Here is a 15,224-nt window from a genome sequence, read left to right on the forward strand (position 1 = left end):
TGCCTGTGCCTGTGATGGTATGCCGAAATCGCGAATCCGGCGCGGCACATCCGAGGTCTCGGGAAGCCGATGTTCTTCGAGCGGTATGCGAGCCTCGCCAAGTCGAATGGCGATGTCAGCGAAGCGAGCCGCGCGCGAAAATCTCGTCGAGCAGGTCCGTCATTTGCCACACCCGGCATGGCCGCCGGCAATGTCCGTCGTAGCCGGCTTCCTTCAGCAGATGCACGGGCTCTTCGGGAAGAAAGCCGCTCATCGCGATGATGAGGCGGCGCTCGCCATCGTCGGACTCGCGCAGGCTGCGCACGAGCGCGTAGTTGCCGCAGCCCGCGATGCGCGTGTCGAGGAAGATCACCTGCGGATTCCACGTGCGCAGACCATGATGCAGCGACGCGACGTCGAGTGCGTATTGCGCCGGAAAGCCCTTGAGCTCGAAAAGGGACACGAGCGACTCGCCGAGCGCCTTGTCCGCATAGGCGAGGAACACGCGCTTCGATTGCGGCGCGCCCTTGCGCTTCTTCGCGTTCCACAGCGCGTATTGCGCCAGACCCGGATCCTTTGCCCGATTGTTCACATCACCCCTCGACCGATCATCGATACGTTACCCGGATGGTGTCAAAGCCATCCCGAGGTCCACCAGGAGGAACCGCGTCATGCCACGGCCGCGAACATGTCCGCGCCATGGTGGCGCATGAAGGCACCAGTCGCGGGCGCGCTTCGCGCGCGTCGGGTCGCCGCTGACAGTGTCCAGTCAGGTTCACGCCATGATGCGCGGGCCTTCCCCGCCAGACGGTTCTCGACACGAGTGGCACATAAGGCAGTATTCGGGCCAAGCCGGTGAAAAGCGGCATCGATCGTCGGCCACGCGATGATTTCGCGTTTGCGTTTTTTATCAGTCGAACTATAAAAGAACAGCAATAGCGCATTTTGTAGGCCGGTAATCGTGAGGGCCGGCTGGACAGAACGTGGCGAGGCATGTTCTGCGGTGATCATGCAACGGGCGAACTAGCAGTACGTTCGTTCATTTAAAGCGGTCCTCATCTTTGCTGCCGCGTCCGTATCTCGCTATCGGCAAGGCGGCATGACTCAGGAGAGTGAAATGAAACCGAGGCAAATTCTCGCGGCCTGCACCGCCACCGCATTCGTGCTGCTTCTGTCGGGATGCGCGCAGGACGCTTCGCTTGCCGGATCGTCGTCCACATCGGCCGACCAGTCCGCGTATGGCGGCACGGGCACCGTGCGCACGGTCGCGGGACATCGTCAGGGAGCGTGCAGCGCGTCGCCCAACTGCGATATCTTCTTCGGACAGTAGTCGGTTCGAGTCTTCATCGTTTCGGCGGCGAGATGCGTCCGGCTACGACCAGGCCGTCGGGGCTGCGCCGCAATACGATCATCTCGCCGTCGCCGGGATGCATGCCGGTCAGCGCCGTGATGTTCACCTGATGCGTGACGAGGATCAAGGTCGGACCTCGCCAGCCGGCAATGAAGCGGCGCACCGCCGCGGTCTGCGCCGCCGACTGCGAGCGGTCGTCGAAAAAGGAATTGAGCGCCGGCAGAGGCGTGACCGGGCCCAGCCCGAGAAGCGCCGCCGTATCGCGCGTGCGGCACCACTCGCTGCTGAACACCTCGGCCCGGATGCCGCGCGCCCTCAGCATGTCGCCGAACGCGCGCGCTTCTTCGCGCCCCGCCGCATCGAGATTGCGCTGGGTCGGGCAATCGCCCGGCCTGAACCCGGGCGGATCGCCGGTGCCGGGCGCACGCGCATGGCGCATCACGCCCACCGCTCCCGGCTCGCGCAGCACGTCGAGCGGGTCGACATCCGCGCGCGCGACGCCGCACACGAAGAGCAACAGGAACATCCATCGCTTCATGGCTTTCTCCCCATCGTCCGGTCTGGATGCGCTGCGACCCTGCTGCAAGCGGATCGAAGACACGCATCCGGTGACAATCAGCTTACTGGAGGATGCCGGCGATATGGGCCAGCCTTCTATTCAGACGAATCCCCCCGCCGATGCAGTCTCAGGCGGCGTCCGCGAGCAAGCCGCCAACGGGAATCACCTTGCCCGTCATCGAATCCGTATCGGTGAGGTCCAGCACGGCGTCGACGATTTCCCGGATCGTTTCGCGCGTGCCCTCGCTCGCCGCACGATGAAGCGATCCGGCGTCCGGCGTGTCGTAGCCGCGCGGCACCACTGCGTTCACGTTCACGTGATGCGGCGCAAGCTCCAGGGCGAGCGAGCGCGTGGCGTGGTCGATGCCGCCTATCATCAGCGAGGCGAGCGCAGCCGGTGCGCGGGCGCTGGCTTGCGCGGCGAGACTTGCCGTGACGTTCACGATATGGCCTCGTCCCCGCGCGGACATGTGCCTCGCGGCCTGCTGGGACGGATAGAAGAATCCGCGCAGGTCCGCATCGACCATGCTTTCGAGCTCTTCACCCGAATAGTCGACGATCGGCTTCGCAATGAAGAGTTCGGCATTGTTGATCAGGATATCGACCGCTCCGAAGCAGTCGATCGCATGCCGGAACAGCGCCCTCGCGGTCACGGGCTTCGAGATGTCACCGGCCAGGAACGCGAACCGGCCCGGACCGCCGAGCTTCTGGGCGGCCCTGAGACGCTCGGGCGTGCGCGCACAGCCCACGACGTTCAGGCCGCGCGCGAGATACGCCTGCGCGATCGCGAAGCCTATGCCACTCGAGATCCCCGTGACGATGGCCGTTTTCTTTCCACTGGTCATGCTTGTTCTCCGACGCAAACAGTTGAGCGAACCGATGCCGGTTCCGCGGCAAAGCTGCGCTGCCAAGCTGATTGTGGCCGCGAGATGGCAGTACTCTGTCGCTTGCTTATAGAACGCTTTCGACGAGACCTTTGTTCCCTGCAAGTTTCGCGTCTGCCGGCCGCATCCGGCCACACACCGCCGCGAGCGCCGCCACGGCACGGGGCCTGCGGCTGCGCGCTCCCCAAGGGGCTGAAAACAGGGTGAAGTTGGCAGATTTCGGCGCATGGCCGCCGTTGCGGCAAGACGCGCGCGTCAGCAAACTGAAGGTATGGATGCCGGTCAAATGCAACATGTTTGAAGGGCAGCCGCCCCCGCTTGGCTGGCTAGAAAGGAATTGCACATGGACATCTCGTCATTGATCATCTATGCGATCGTGCTGATCATCACCGGTTCTGCCGGGACGCTCGCGCTCGTCTGGACCATACCGCAGGCGATCATGAAGCGATCGCAGCCGCACGGCCGCTTCGCGACGCTCGGAGAAGAGGACCACGATGATCCGGATGGGGGTGCGGGAACCCGCGTGCCGGCGAAGCACGTCAATGGGAGGCGTCGGCAGATCGACGCGGTCTGAAGCCATCTGATCGCCGCATTGCCCGGCAAGCGGCAATTGGCAAGCGCCAATCGCCCGAGGAATGCGGAGCGGCACCGCGCGTGCCGCTCCTTCATGTAGACAGCACCGCTCAGACGGCGCCCGACAGGTCCGTCTGATAGAAAGCCGGGAATCGCTCGAATTCACGCGCTGCATCCGCGGGGTCCACGCCTTCCTTGAGCACGGCGCTCGAGAAACCGGTGCGCTCCATCTGCACGAGCTGGTCGATGAGCACGTCACCGGTCGCGCGCAGATCGCCCCTGAAACCCAGCCTGCGACGCAGCAAATAGGCCTGGCTGTAGGCACGGCCATCGGTGAAATGCGGAAAGTGGAGCTCGATCCGGTCGATGCCGGCGATTCCGTCCTTCAGCGTGAACGGGTCGTCGTCGTTGGCAAGCTGCACCACGTTGAGAGCGCCGCTTTCCGCGTGGTCCAGCGGCGTCAGGATCTTCATGCGGGCTGCGTTCGTCATGCCGCCGCCTCCACGCTTGCGCGCACACCGTTGGCGGCCGCCTTGAAGGGCTCGGGCCCGACGCGGCGCAGCGTGTCGATGAAGGCTTCGCGCCTGCCCGCGCTTTCACGCATGTCGCGATAGGTCGAGAGGATCGCCTCGATCACGTCCGGCACCTGCTCCGCCGAGAACGACGGTCCGATCACCCTGCCCGGCTGCGCGGCGCCGCTCGCCGACGATCCGTCCGAGCCGCCGAGCGTGACCTGATACCACTCCTCGCCGTCCTTGTCGACGCCCAGAATGCCGATGTGCCCGCTGTGATGATGGCCGCACGAGTTGATGCAGCCGCTGATGTGCAAATCGATCTCGCCGAGGTCGTCGAGTTCGTCCAGGTCCTGATAGCGCTCGGTGATCGCCTGCGCGACAGGAAGCGAGCGCGCGTTGGCAAGGGCGCAGAAATCGCCGCCGGGGCACGCGATCATGTCGGTGAGAAGATGCACGTTCGCGCTCGCGAGCCCCACGTCGCGGGCGGCCTCCCAGAGTGCGAACAGATCGTCTGCATGCACCCACGGCAACACGAGGTTCTGCGTGTGCGTGACGCGCGCCTCGCCCGCCGAAAAGCGCTCGGCAAGTCCGGCGACGAGGTCCAGCTGGTCCCCCGACGCATCGCCCGGCGATTGCAGCAGGCGCTTGAACGAGAGCGTCACGATGCGCAGCGCCGGGTCCCGGTGAGGCGCGACATTGCGCGCGAGCCAGCGGCCAAAGAGCGGATGCTCCGCTGCCCGCGCATTCAGCATGCCGGCGATCGCGGCGCTGTCAGGCGCATCGCGGCGCTTCAGTTGCGGCGGCACGAACGACGCGCTCACGCGATCGAGCTCGGCCTGCGCGATGGTGTGCGGACCGCCGTCGAGTTCGACGATCTGGCGGAATTCCTCTTCGACGTCGTCGATATAGCGCTGGCCTTCGGCCTTCACGAGGATCTTGATGCGCGCCTTGTACTTGTTGTCCCGCCGGCCATAGCGGTTGTACACGCGCACGATCGCCTCGATGTAGTTCATGATCTGGTCCCACGGCAGGAACTCGCGCAACACCGTTGCGATCACCGGCGTGCGCCCCATGCCCCCGCCGACGGCCACCCGGAATCCCAGCTCCCCCGCATCGTTTTTCAGCAGATGCAGCCCGACGTCGTGCCAGCCCGTCGCCGCGCGATCTTCCGTGGCGCCCGTGATCGCGATCTTGAACTTGCGCGGCAGGAACGCGAACTCCGGATGCAGCGTCGTCCACTGGCGCATGATTTCCGCAAAGGGACGCGGATCGGCGATCTCGTCGGGCGCGACGCCGGCGCGTTCGTCGCAGGAAATATTGCGGATGCAGTTGCCGCTCGTCTGGATGCCGTGCATGTCGACGCTCGCGAGCAGGTCCATCACGTCCGCCGCTTTCGCGAGCGGAATCCAGTTGAACTGGACGTTCGTGCGCGTGGTGAAGTGGGCGTAGTGCGTCGGCAGGCGCAGCGTACCGAGCTTGCGCTGCGCCTCCGAGGCCAGCCGGTACACCTCCGCTTCCGGCTCGTCGTACTCGCGCGCAATGCGGGCGAGCACGCGCAGCTGCGCGCTCGACAGCTCGCCGTACGGTACGGCGACGCGAAGCATCGGCGCGTGCCGCTGCACGTACCAGCCGTTTTGCAGGCGAAGCGGGCGGAATTCGTCCTCGCTCAGCCGGCCGTCCTGCCAGCGCTCGAGCTGGCCGCGGAATTGCGCAGCACGGCTGCGCACGAAAGACTTGTCGAACTCAGTGTATTGGTACATGGTGATGGCGCGACTTCGTTGACCGCCTGTTGCGGCTGTACCGCTCATGGCGGGGGCTGCCCAACGATAGGTGCGGCACGCGCGGCGGTAAAGAAGCAGATGCCGCTGCTTCGGCAGCAGCAGATCACGTGGCGATTCGTCCGCCGGACTGCTGCCTCCCTATTGGTGCCAACTGCTTCTGTTCCCGGCGGCGCGGCGCGCGCATCATGAACGCGTGAGCGCGGGGCGTCCCGCCCGGCATCGAGGAGCGCATCGTGAACTTTCTCAAGCTGCTACGCATCGTGGCGTGGAGTTTCTTCGGCGTGCGCAAGCGCGCCTCGCACCAGGCCGACATGGCGACGGTGAAACTGCCGCTTCTGCCCGTGGTCGCGGTAGCGCTCGCCGGGGGCTTCGGCGCCCTGCTGTTTTCGCTGGCGCGGATTGCGGCGAGCGTCGCGCACTGACAGGGCAGTGCAATCCGCGCGCGAATGGCGGACAATAGCGCGCAGTGAAATATCGAGCGGCGAGAGCCCTGCCGCGCCACCCGATGAACAGATACGAAGCGCTCGCCAACGCGATGGCGAGAGAGATCCGCTCGGGCAGCATCGCGGCCGGCTCCCGCATGCCGTCGCTGCGGCAGATCATCGCTCAACACGGCGTGAGCCAGTCGACCGCGTTTCGTGCGTACTACCTGCTCGAGGAATGGGGCCTCGTTCGCGCGCGCGAGCGCTCCGGCTACTACGTGGCGCGCGGCGCGAAAGTGCCGGCCGAAAAGGCGCCCCCCGCGACGCCGCCCGCGCAGTCGGGCAGCGTCGATATCAGCGATCTGGTCTTCTCCGTGCTCGACGCGGCGAAGCACCCCGGCATCGTGCCGCTCGGCTCCGCCTTTCCTTCCCCGCAGCTTTTCCCGCTGCCGCGCCTTGCCAGGTCGCTCGCGCGGGCATCGCGGCTTGTGAGCCCATGGAGCACGGTGGCCGACCTGCCGCCCGGCAATGAGCAGTTGCGCCGCCAGATCTCGTTGCGCTATGTCGGGATGGGCCTGTCGCAGCCGATGGAGGAAATCGTCGTCACCAACGGCGCGCTCGAGGCGCTGAACCTGTGCCTGATGGCGGTGACGCGGCCGGGCGACGTGGTGGCGGTGGAATCGCCGGGCTTCTACGCGGCGCTTCAGGCCATTGAGCGCCTCGACCTGCGCGCGGTCGAGATTCCCGTCGATCCGGCGAGCGGCCTCGATCTCGACGCGCTCGCCGCGGCCCTGCAAACCCATCCCGTCCGCGCCTGCTGGTTCATGACGAACTTCCAGAATCCGACCGGCGCGACGCTGTCGATAGAGAAAAAAAAGGCGCTCGTCGAACTGCTCGCGAAACACGACGTGCCGCTGATCGAAGACGACGTGTACGGCGAACTTCACTTTCAGCCCGAATATCCGCTGCCCGCGCTGGCATTCGACAAGCACGGCCTCGTGATGCACTGCAGTTCGTTTTCGAAGACGCTCGCGCCGGGTTACCGCATCGGATGGGCCTGTGCGGGACGCTTCACGGACAAGGTCCAGCGACTCAAGCTGATGACCACGCTATCGGCCAGCATCCCGGCGCAGGCGGGCATCGCGGATTATCTCCAGTACGGCGGCTACGACAAGCACCTGCGCAAGCTGCGCGCGTCGCTACAGGCGCAGTTGCGGGAGATGGAGGCCGCGATCGCGCGCTTGCTGCCGCGCGGCGTGCGCGTGACGCATCCGGCGGGCGGCTATTTCGTCTGGCTCGAATTGCCCGAGGCAATCGACGCGATGCAACTGCACCGTCTCGCGATCGAACGGGGCGTGAGTCTTGCCCCAGGCCCGATCTTCTCGGCATCGCATGCCTTCACGAACTGCGTGCGCCTGAATTTCGGCCATCCGTGGTCGCAGAAAGTGGAGCACGCGATCCGCACGCTCGGCGAACTGCTCGATCATCCGTCCGTGCGCGGCGCGGACCGCTGACTGGTCACGCTCCGCGCGATCAAGCGCGATCAGTCACGTTCGGGCGCGCCGAGCGGAAAGAGCGGCCGATACGGGCGCGCTTCGTCGACGGCGCGGGCAAACGACGGACGCGCCAGCAGCCGTTGCCGGTACGCGATCACATGAGAAAACGCAGCGCCGATGCGATGCGTCCAGTCCGCGTAGAAGAGAAACGGCGCCGCGCCGCAGTCGGCCAGGCTGAAGCGGTCGCCGGCCGCCCATTCCCGATCCGCCATGACCCTGTCGAGCCAGCCGTAGGCGGTGTCGAGCATCTCGCGTGCGTCGGCGACACCGCGCGGATCGCGTTGCGCCTCCGGGCGCAGGCTGTCGAACACGATCTTCTGCTGCGGCGTCGAGATGTAGTTGTCGAAGAAGCGGTCCATGCTGCGCACCTCCAGCGCGGCGCGGGGATCGGCGGGCAGGAGCGGCACGGGACCCGGATGGTGCAGGCCGAGATACTCGATGATGATGCTCGCCTCGGTGACGGTCCGCCCGTTGTCCACGAGCACGGGGAAGCGCCTGAGCGGCCACAGCGATGCGAATTCCGCCAGGAGGTCGGGGGCGTCGGGGGACAGCAGGCGCCATTCGAACGGTATCCGGTTCTCGTACAGCGCGACCAGCACCTTCTGGGAGTATGAGGAAAAGGGATGGGCGTAGAGCGTCGGCTTCATTGGCGTACCTCGTGTGGAAAATGAGTGCTTCAGGCCGACGACGAACGAAGCCGGGCAAAATCGACATCGGCCGGCCTTTTCTTTCGAAACGCTTTCTCGATATCGGGCCGCCTGTGTCTTGCGAGGTTCACGCTGCGTTTTTTTTCGTGTGAGATATTCGCCATTCCGCCTCGCTGGGCGCATTCCCGACCATACCACCGGACCCGCCTTACCCGACCCATGCCGATGATGAACACCGTAAAGCTCTGCCTGATGGCCTGTACGCTCGCGATCGTCGCGTTCGTGCACACGGCGCCCGTGCGCGCCGACACGCTGGATGACATCGCAAAGCGCGGCGTGCTGCGCGTTGCCGTGCCGCAGGATTTCGCGCCGTTCGGCTCGGTCGGCACGAACATGCAGGTGGAAGGACTCGACATCGACGTCGCCGCGCTGCTCGCGAAGAAACTCGGCGCCAGGCTCGAACTCGTGCCCGTCACGAGCGCAAACCGTATTCCGTACCTGCAGACGAAGAAGGTCGATCTCGTGATCTCGACACTCGGCAAGGACGCCGAGCGCGACAAGGTCATCGATTTCTCGCAGCCCTACTCGCCCTACAACAACAGCGTGTTCGGTCCGGCAAACGTGAAGGTGGACGGCCCTGCCGACCTCGCGGGCAAGACCGTGGGCGTCGCGCGCGGCACGTTCCAGGACCTGCTGCTCACCAAGAGCGTGCCGGCGACCGCCACCGTCAAGCGCTACGACGACAACAACGGCATGATCGCGGCGTATGTGTCGGGGCAGGTGCCGCTCATCGGCACGGGGGATTTCGTCGCGACCAAGCTCGCGTCGATGATGCCCGCCAACGCGCCGAACCGGCCGGTGATCAAGTACGTGATCCAGGAGTCGTCGTGCCGCGTCGGGCTGAACAAGAACGAGCCGAAGCTGCTTGCGAAGGTGAATGTTGTTCTCACCGATGCGAAAAAGAACGGCGAACTGAACGCGATCGTGCAGAAGTGGCTGCACGTGCCGCTGCCGCAGCAGGTCGCGCAGACGCTCGACTGAGCCTCACGGCGTCGTTCGTCGTGTTCGGGCGCTACGCCGCGGCCATTTCGGCAAGCTTGCCGACCGTGTTGATGTTGCGCGCCGTGCCGACGAGTGCTGCGGGCAGCCTGAGCCGCGACTTGCCCATACCGTCGGGATAGTGGATATAGAGTTCGCGCTTCGCGGCGCGCACTTCCTCACCCCCGGGGATGACGAGATCGTCGCCGAGGCGCTTCGGCGCATCGTGCGCGAGAAACACGACCGCGACCCGGGCGGGCGGCGCATCGGGAAACGGATTGTGGTCGAGCACCGCGCGCATTTCGGCGGCGCTGCGCACCATCACGTCGACGGGTTTGCCGGCCTTCGCGGCCAGCGCCTCCTCCAGCTTGCGTTGCACGGAACGCTCGGCGTGCCGGCTCGACAAGACCACGTTGCCGCTCTGGATGTACGTGCGAACGTTTTCGAAACCGAGATCGGCGCAGAGGGCGGCCAGGTCCTTCATCGGCAGCTTGCCAGTGCCGCCCACGTTGACCGCGCGCAAGAGCGCAATGAAAACCGTCATCGGTGTTCTCCGTTGTTTGCGGCTGGCGGTGCCGTGGTTCGAAAACCGTACTCTATCCGTCCTTCGACTCACAGGCAGTCCGGAAAGATGCGGATGGGGTCATCCGAGCCGGGTCCGTCCGGGTCGGTCTGCAGCGTGGCGTCCGTCGGAAGCTGCGCCACGCAGATGTGGGCGATGCCTTGTGCGTCGGTCCTGCCCCGGTACAGTTCGTGCCGTTCGCGGTCGTACACGGCATAAGGGGTGTTGCCGATGGGAACCTCACGCGGCACCGGCCAGACGAGCGCAACTTCGAAACAGGGGGCGCTATTGGCCGCCACGCGGTTGCTGGCTGTAAGGCAGCAACTGCGGCCTGCAACCGGGCCAGTTCAGAATGAACGTTTCTTGAGCGTGTACGCATACAGTGCGTATTGAGTGTTGGTTTGTGAATCGAACCACCCGCCCTGCCCGATACCGTCATCGAGTTCTTTCCATGACTTGCCGAAATCCCGGCTGAAGAACGTCATGTCGTGAGGCGCACCGTCGCGCGCCGCGTCGGTTGCAAAGACGAGCAGCACACCCTGCTTGCCGACGCTCAAACCACCGAGCGTGAAGCGTTCGTCAAAGGTGTGCATCTGCCTGACGGTCGGCTTCTGGTAGCTCGCCCAGGTCGAGATGGCTCCGATGCGACGGCCCTTGTCGTTGGGATCGTCATAGTTACGCGGCGGCCCTGATCGCGAAAGCGCGTACAGCGAATAGGTATGGCCGGCAGGTTCATCGGTTGAACCCAGAGCGACGACCGTCTGTTCAGGGAGCACGAGGTCCTTCTCGAACTGCGCCGTGTCCCAGAGCAGCCGGTAGACGACGCTGGCGTTCCGGACGTCACCCAGCATCGCCACGTAGTAGGCGACACGCAGCACGCCGTCCGGGCCAAGGTCCACGGCGCTGAAGGTCTTGCGCGGGTCGCGGGGGTCGGCTGCCACCGGCGGCAGCGGCACTTCGCGCCACGAGTGCCCGCCATCGGCGGTGCGCCAGACATGAGGCCCCCAGCCGATCGCATAACCGCGCGACGCATCGAGGAACAGCAGCCGGTCGATATTCTGGTCCTCTGGCCACGCAAGCTGCGTCCACTTCCTTCCGCCGTCCTGTGAGCGCCAGAGCTTCGTGATCTGCGGCGACAGTCCGTTCTTCGGCACCGGAATCTTGTAGTCCATCCAGCCCGTGCTGACGTATTGGGTGGCCCAGTCCTTTGAATACCACCACGCGGCGCTTTGTCCCGGCTGCTGGAAAGAGCGTGTCAGACCGCTGTCCCACGTGCCGCGCTGAAAGCTAACCGTTGATCGGTTCAGGCGTTCGGCGGAACTGTTCATCCATGATTCTGTGTGTTCCGCCACATCCGGATCTTTCCACTCGGCCATTGGTTTAAATCGTGTATCCGGGCCGGCAAGTTTAAGGCTCAACACTTCGTTATCGCGAATTCGAAATGCTCCCCCGCCATAAGGCCTTTCGCTCTTCGCGAAGGTTTCAGTCACCACTTCCCAATCAGGGGTTGTCATTTTCTGATATCCGTACGTTACAGCAGCCACTAACGCAAAGCCGCCAACAAATAGCTTCCAACGCTTCGGTCTGCGCATGTCACTTAGCCATCAGACGGCTGAGTGCCTGATTCACCCAGTTCTTTCCCACTACCAGTCCACTGTCCATTGCCTGACCCCATGTACGGCGATCCCCCCATTCCTGAATGCTCGGCTGTCCCGCAATCTTCGCGAGATCGCTGAATGGAAGGTCCGCTAGCCCAGCATCGAGATAGGCAAGCGGGTGGGTATTGAACGCGAAGGTCAGAAAAGCGCTGTCATTAAGCTCAAGCTGGTATTTCTTGACATCCGTCATCGTGAAGCTTCCGTTTCCCGGCCTCTGGCTGGTCATCAAGATAATGTCGCCTCGCATGTTTTGCTTCAGGCCATCTTCCATATTTTCCTGCAGCTTTTTTCTAGCCATGGCAAGCCACGCCTTTCCCTCGTTGCTCAACCATGGTCTAAGTTTCGCCCCATAATTCGAGCAATAGTAGTAGCCATAGCTGAGGTAGTACGACGGTGGCTTGTGGCTGCACCCAATGTGCCGCATCATGAAATTGCTGTGGCGCGACCAGTCCGAATCGGTACACTCCGGCGGGATCAACTGATCGCGCTTGCCGAGCAGGCGCACGCTCACGTCGTTCTCCGCCCACGGGTCGAAGCTCTGCTGAGCCCAGGCCACCACTTCGTTGATCGAGGGCAACTTCTCGACCTTCTCGGCGTACGCGCAGTGCAAGGGCCGGTAGTAGTACTCGCAGCGCCCGATGATCGAGTCCGCCGCAGGCGGGACGTTGCGGTCGCAGACGGACTTCTTCACCGCCGGGCGTTGGGTGTAGCCCACCGGCGTCATGTACGAGCGCGCCATGCCTACAACCTTGGGACTATCGTTTTCGGCCATATTCAATGATCCAGAAGCTTGATGACGGCGTCCTGCGGCACATGACTCTGCACAAGCGATGTCTCGCCCTGTTCGTTAGTCACCCCTTCGGCTATCAGCTTTCCCTCGGAAAACATCTGGTACTTCGCGTTGCTCGCGGGTATCCGGGTATCGCCCCAGTGGACGACGAATGCCTGATCATAGGCACCCGCTGTTTGAGGCACTGGCGGTATCGCAACAGACAGGCTTTGCGGACCGAGATTCTGGTACGAGGCCGAATGAATGGTCCGGTCACCGCGCGTCCCGTCCTCGATGCCGACATCGCGAATGCGAATGTAGGATCCTCCGCACACGAACAGGATTTCCTCCTTGGCGGCAATGACGACGCGCCCATTCGCGCTCGTGATACTCATTGCGTCCTGCGATACGAGACTCATCTCGCCATGCTGGGCCTGCACGTCGACCTTTCCGTTGGCGGCCAGCGCCTTTATGCCGTTGCGCAGCGCGAGCAGCGATACGGCGTTGCCTGATGCGACGGTAAAGTTGTGGCCGACGCCGAGATCCGCGCTGCCACCGGCCGTGACCGCGACGTGTTCACCGCCAGAAAGCTGGATGCTTTTCGGTGTAACCGCAGCAATCCCCTCGGGTGCGGAGAGCAGCAGCACGGCCTTTTGCAGATCCTTGAACGCACTCTCCAACTGGGTCTGCTGCGCCTTGACCTCGGCAAGCTCGGCCGTCGCTCGCTGCGCGGCATCCCTTAAAGACGCGGCTTCGGCCAGTGCTGCCTGGAGCTGCGCAAGCGCGGCCTGCATTTCCAGATGCGGCGCATTGGGGCTGGAAAGCGCATCGGCTGAGAGAAACAGCCCTTTGGGCGCGCGCATCGTACCCCAGCCCTGCGTGCTGATCTCGAATCCCTCGCCGCGCTTCTGTTTCCGGCTGTCCACCAGATATCCGAGACTGACCGACGACTTCATGTGGACCGTGGCGACCTTGACGCCTTCGTGCCCCTTCAGATCCTCGAAGCGGATCTTCGCGCCACTGAGCGGCGAGCGCCATACTGCGCGGCTGTACCAGCCCGCCTTGCCATGCACGATGTCCGGATGAGCAAAGTCATGAAGCGCACCGCCGATATAAAGGCGATCCACGTCCCCGTTGGTGCTCTGGAGCCGGACCTCGGTACCCGGCAGCAGCGGCGAGTGGAAACCACCCTGATATGACGCACTCGGGCGCATGAGCCGCAGCGCCATGGTGTTCAGGCCGCGCTTGCCGGTGCATCGCTGGAAATGCGGGAGCACCCGGTAGCGGCCGTACTCGTCGAGCCACGCGTAGGGCTCGTCATTGCCTGATTCGACGGTGGCGATCAGTGTGCCGCTGATCCAGCGCCAGTGCTTTTCGGGGATGTACTCGGGGCGATACGTCAGGTGCGAAGGCGTCGCTTCGAACGTGTTGATGACCGGCTGGTTGCGGCTGCCCGTCGTCACGAGTTTTGTGATCACGAAGCCATGTTCGGCCCCGGGCATCGTGTGGTTGGTCAGGCGCACGACGATGCCGGGCATCATGCCGATCACGTTGCTCGTGCCCCTGAACGTGGTCTGCCGTGCGATCAGTTCGTCGCGGCGCGCGTCGGCCAGCAGTTGCGCAATATCCTTCGTGTGGTGGTGCTCGGTGCTGCGGCTCACGCTGCCGTAGACGGAGCGGTCGTCGCGCGCGACGACCGCTTCGGCCTTGAGCGGATCGGCCGGCGTACGGTGATTGCGCTCCCGCAGTTCGATCACGCCCGGCACCAGCTTGCGCACCGGGCTGATCGACAACACGGCTTCGTGCCAATTGCCCGAGAGGCCCGAGTCCGGCTGCAGCGGCACCTCGAGCCCGCGGACATAGCCGCGAGCCGAATTGCCGAACACGATCGTGTCACGCTGCGGCCCATCGGCCTTCCGACCCTGCCTGAAGTACCAGAAGATGCCCGCGCGGCGGCAGTGACGCTCAACAAAATTCCAGACCGACTCCTCGTACATGACCGCCTGCTCGAAGTGCTCTTCGGCACCTTCGAGCCTGAACTCGACGTCGAATGAGTCAATGAACTGGCGGTCGACGATCGATGCCGTGATCAGTTCCTTCAGCGTCTTGTCGAGGAAGATACCCGAATCGTAGACATACCCGAACAGCGCAACGCGTGGCTCGATGCGCACTTTGTAGGTCGCTTCATCGCGGCACGTGCCGACGCGATCCCATTGCGTCACCACGCCATTGACGGTGCGTGCAGGATTGACCACCGGCTCGGCCAGACCCGGCAACGAGGGTATCGAGGCGCGCTCGTCGATCGTGAGGATCGATGGACGCCCCACGCAGACCGCACCGTCGATGGCCTTGTCGATCGAGGTGACTGTGATGTCGGCCACATAGGTTTCGTTAAAACCTTCCTCGAGACGGAATTCCAGAACATCGAGCGGCGAGGCGAGCGTTGCGATCGAGAGGCCGAGGTGCTGGGTCAGCCTGGCACTCGGATGCTGCAGAACATCATGGATGGTTTTCATGGCGGCGGTGACATTCGTTTTCTTGTTGTTGGCACGGCGCAAGGATAGGCAGGCCCGTGTCATCCGGCTTCGCGAGGCTAGCTCGCGAAGCCCGCACATGTCCATCGAACCACGTCTGATTTGACAATTGTTCGCAATGTTTGGAGAGCGGACCCCAAAGGCGATATGCCCCGGGCCTTTCTTCATCTACGGGCGCCGTGGCCAGGCGAAGGTCCTGTCCGCGCGTAGCGCTGAACGTTCAGATGTCCGCTCGCTTCCCGCTATGTCCTGCTGGTGTTCGATGCGCCGACAGGCATCGAGCGGGATCACATGCATCTGTAGAGTCGCGAACAAGACGGTCCAACGAAACGCGAGCAGATAACAGCGCGCGCCAGTGCGAGCCACGCAACATGCGTATCGACACTCAATCCGTAAC

Annotated in this window: 17 protein-coding genes; 5 read left to right on the top strand and 12 right to left on the bottom strand. The window is 64.0% G+C overall.

Going from position 1 to position 15,224, the window contains the following annotated elements; all coding sequences use genetic code 11:
- Positions 1-115: 115 nt before the first annotated feature.
- Entirely contained in the window at positions 116-571 is a 456-nt protein-coding gene (locus tag BG61_RS22205; protein ID WP_035928604.1) for a response regulator, read from the bottom strand.
- A gap of 77 nt (positions 572-648) precedes the next feature.
- Entirely contained in the window at positions 649-990 is a 342-nt protein-coding gene (locus tag BG61_RS42085; protein WP_129572086.1) for a hypothetical protein, read from the bottom strand.
- A 106-nt stretch (positions 991-1,096) separates the two neighbouring features.
- Here BG61_RS42085 and BG61_RS22210 point away from each other — a divergent pair, with 106 nt between their 5' ends.
- Positions 1,097-1,309, top strand: a complete 213-nt coding sequence (locus tag BG61_RS22210) for a hypothetical protein (RefSeq protein WP_035928607.1) — start codon at positions 1,097-1,099, stop codon at positions 1,307-1,309.
- Between the two features lie 13 nt (positions 1,310-1,322).
- Here the strand turns inward: BG61_RS22210 and BG61_RS22215 are convergent, their stop codons facing one another.
- Positions 1,323-1,868, bottom strand: a complete 546-nt coding sequence (locus tag BG61_RS22215; protein WP_129572087.1) for a histidine phosphatase family protein — start codon at positions 1,866-1,868, stop codon at positions 1,323-1,325.
- Between the two features lie 148 nt (positions 1,869-2,016).
- The gene (locus tag BG61_RS22220; protein ID WP_035928610.1) at positions 2,017-2,733 is read right to left on the bottom strand and encodes an SDR family NAD(P)-dependent oxidoreductase; all 717 of its coding nucleotides are present in this window, start codon (positions 2,731-2,733) and stop codon (positions 2,017-2,019) included.
- A gap of 382 nt (positions 2,734-3,115) precedes the next feature.
- Here BG61_RS22220 and BG61_RS22225 point away from each other — a divergent pair, with 382 nt between their 5' ends.
- Positions 3,116-3,346, top strand: coding sequence for a hypothetical protein (locus BG61_RS22225; RefSeq protein ID WP_035928612.1), 231 nt, complete (start codon positions 3,116-3,118; stop codon positions 3,344-3,346).
- Positions 3,347-3,455: 109 nt separating this feature from the next.
- Here the strand turns inward: BG61_RS22225 and BG61_RS22230 are convergent, their stop codons facing one another.
- Positions 3,456-3,836 (bottom strand): DUF934 domain-containing protein, encoded by a 381-nt coding sequence (locus BG61_RS22230; RefSeq protein ID WP_035928616.1) that lies wholly within the window; start codon positions 3,834-3,836, stop codon positions 3,456-3,458.
- The gene (locus tag BG61_RS22235) at positions 3,833-5,620 is read right to left on the bottom strand and encodes a nitrite/sulfite reductase (protein ID WP_035928619.1); all 1,788 of its coding nucleotides are present in this window, start codon (positions 5,618-5,620) and stop codon (positions 3,833-3,835) included. Before BG61_RS22235 ends, BG61_RS22230 begins: the two co-directional genes overlap by 4 nt.
- A 254-nt stretch (positions 5,621-5,874) precedes the next feature.
- On the opposite strand from BG61_RS22235, the gene BG61_RS22240 reads away from it, so the two are divergent.
- Both BG61_RS22240 and BG61_RS22245 read left to right on the top strand, forming a co-directional pair.
- Positions 5,875-6,063 carry a DUF2970 domain-containing protein gene (locus BG61_RS22240; RefSeq protein ID WP_035928622.1) on the top strand — a complete coding sequence of 63 codons (189 nt, stop codon included), beginning with the start codon at positions 5,875-5,877 and terminating at the stop codon, positions 6,061-6,063.
- An 83-nt stretch (positions 6,064-6,146) separates the two neighbouring features.
- Complete coding sequence (locus BG61_RS22245; RefSeq protein ID WP_035928625.1) at positions 6,147-7,577, top strand: aminotransferase-like domain-containing protein; 1,431 nt, start codon at positions 6,147-6,149, stop codon at positions 7,575-7,577.
- Positions 7,578-7,606: 29 nt separating this feature from the next.
- Here the strand turns inward: BG61_RS22245 and BG61_RS22250 are convergent, their stop codons facing one another.
- A complete protein-coding gene (locus tag BG61_RS22250; protein ID WP_035928628.1) occupies positions 7,607-8,266 on the bottom strand; it encodes a glutathione S-transferase family protein in 660 nt (219 codons plus the stop codon).
- A 225-nt stretch (positions 8,267-8,491) separates the two neighbouring features.
- Between BG61_RS22250 and BG61_RS22255 the strand changes: the two genes are divergently transcribed.
- On the top strand, positions 8,492-9,307 hold the full coding sequence (locus BG61_RS22255; RefSeq protein ID WP_370818054.1) for a transporter substrate-binding domain-containing protein: 816 nt from the start codon (positions 8,492-8,494) through the stop codon (positions 9,305-9,307).
- A 31-nt stretch (positions 9,308-9,338) separates the two neighbouring features.
- On the opposite strand, the gene BG61_RS22260 is transcribed toward BG61_RS22255, so the two are convergent.
- The 5 genes from BG61_RS22260 to BG61_RS22280 form a co-directional block, all read right to left on the bottom strand.
- Positions 9,339-9,848: a DUF1697 domain-containing protein gene (locus BG61_RS22260; RefSeq protein WP_035928632.1), complete on the bottom strand. Its 510-nt coding sequence runs from the start codon at positions 9,846-9,848 to the stop codon at positions 9,339-9,341.
- Between the two features lie 68 nt (positions 9,849-9,916).
- A complete protein-coding gene (locus tag BG61_RS22265; RefSeq protein WP_129572088.1) occupies positions 9,917-10,165 on the bottom strand; it encodes a hypothetical protein in 249 nt (82 codons plus the stop codon).
- Between the two features lie 48 nt (positions 10,166-10,213).
- The gene (locus BG61_RS22270) at positions 10,214-11,380 is read right to left on the bottom strand and encodes a WD40/YVTN/BNR-like repeat-containing protein (RefSeq protein ID WP_035928638.1); all 1,167 of its coding nucleotides are present in this window, start codon (positions 11,378-11,380) and stop codon (positions 10,214-10,216) included.
- Positions 11,381-11,459: 79 nt separating this feature from the next.
- The gene (locus BG61_RS22275) at positions 11,460-12,296 is read right to left on the bottom strand and encodes a hypothetical protein (RefSeq protein ID WP_035928640.1); all 837 of its coding nucleotides are present in this window, start codon (positions 12,294-12,296) and stop codon (positions 11,460-11,462) included.
- A gap of 2 nt (positions 12,297-12,298) precedes the next feature.
- On the bottom strand, positions 12,299-14,995 hold the full coding sequence (locus tag BG61_RS22280) for a DUF2345 domain-containing protein (protein WP_232256050.1): 2,697 nt from the start codon (positions 14,993-14,995) through the stop codon (positions 12,299-12,301).
- Positions 14,996-15,224: the final 229 nt, after the last annotated feature.

The organism is Caballeronia glathei (assembly GCF_000698595.1).
GTDB classification, from domain to species: domain Bacteria; phylum Pseudomonadota; class Gammaproteobacteria; order Burkholderiales; family Burkholderiaceae; genus Caballeronia; species Caballeronia glathei.

Bases quoted from the DNA above. Each gene is read 5' to 3' on its own strand.
- BG61_RS42085 (WP_129572086.1), bottom strand. From the start codon at position 990: ATGATCACCGCAGAACATGCCTCGCCACGTTCTGTCCAGCCGGCCCTC.
- BG61_RS22210 (WP_035928607.1), top strand. From the start codon at position 1,097: ATGAAACCGAGGCAAATTCTCGCGGCCTGCACCGCCACCGCATTCGTG.
- BG61_RS22215 (WP_129572087.1), bottom strand. From the start codon at position 1,868: ATGAAGCGATGGATGTTCCTGTTGCTCTTCGTGTGCGGCGTCGCGCGC.
- BG61_RS22220 (WP_035928610.1), bottom strand. From the start codon at position 2,733: ATGACCAGTGGAAAGAAAACGGCCATCGTCACGGGGATCTCGAGTGGC.
- BG61_RS22225 (WP_035928612.1), top strand. From the start codon at position 3,116: ATGGACATCTCGTCATTGATCATCTATGCGATCGTGCTGATCATCACC.
- BG61_RS22230 (WP_035928616.1), bottom strand. From the start codon at position 3,836: ATGACGAACGCAGCCCGCATGAAGATCCTGACGCCGCTGGACCACGCG.
- BG61_RS22235 (WP_035928619.1), bottom strand. From the start codon at position 5,620: ATGTACCAATACACTGAGTTCGACAAGTCTTTCGTGCGCAGCCGTGCT.
- BG61_RS22245 (WP_035928625.1), top strand. From the start codon at position 6,147: ATGAACAGATACGAAGCGCTCGCCAACGCGATGGCGAGAGAGATCCGC.
- BG61_RS22250 (WP_035928628.1), bottom strand. From the start codon at position 8,266: ATGAAGCCGACGCTCTACGCCCATCCCTTTTCCTCATACTCCCAGAAG.
- BG61_RS22255 (WP_370818054.1), top strand. From the start codon at position 8,492: ATGATGAACACCGTAAAGCTCTGCCTGATGGCCTGTACGCTCGCGATC.
- BG61_RS22260 (WP_035928632.1), bottom strand. From the start codon at position 9,848: ATGACGGTTTTCATTGCGCTCTTGCGCGCGGTCAACGTGGGCGGCACT.
- BG61_RS22270 (WP_035928638.1), bottom strand. From the start codon at position 11,380: ATGACAACCCCTGATTGGGAAGTGGTGACTGAAACCTTCGCGAAGAGC.
- BG61_RS22275 (WP_035928640.1), bottom strand. From the start codon at position 12,296: ATGGCCGAAAACGATAGTCCCAAGGTTGTAGGCATGGCGCGCTCGTAC.
- BG61_RS22280 (WP_232256050.1), bottom strand. From the start codon at position 14,995: ATGAAGAAAGGCCCGGGGCATATCGCCTTTGGGGTCCGCTCTCCAAAC.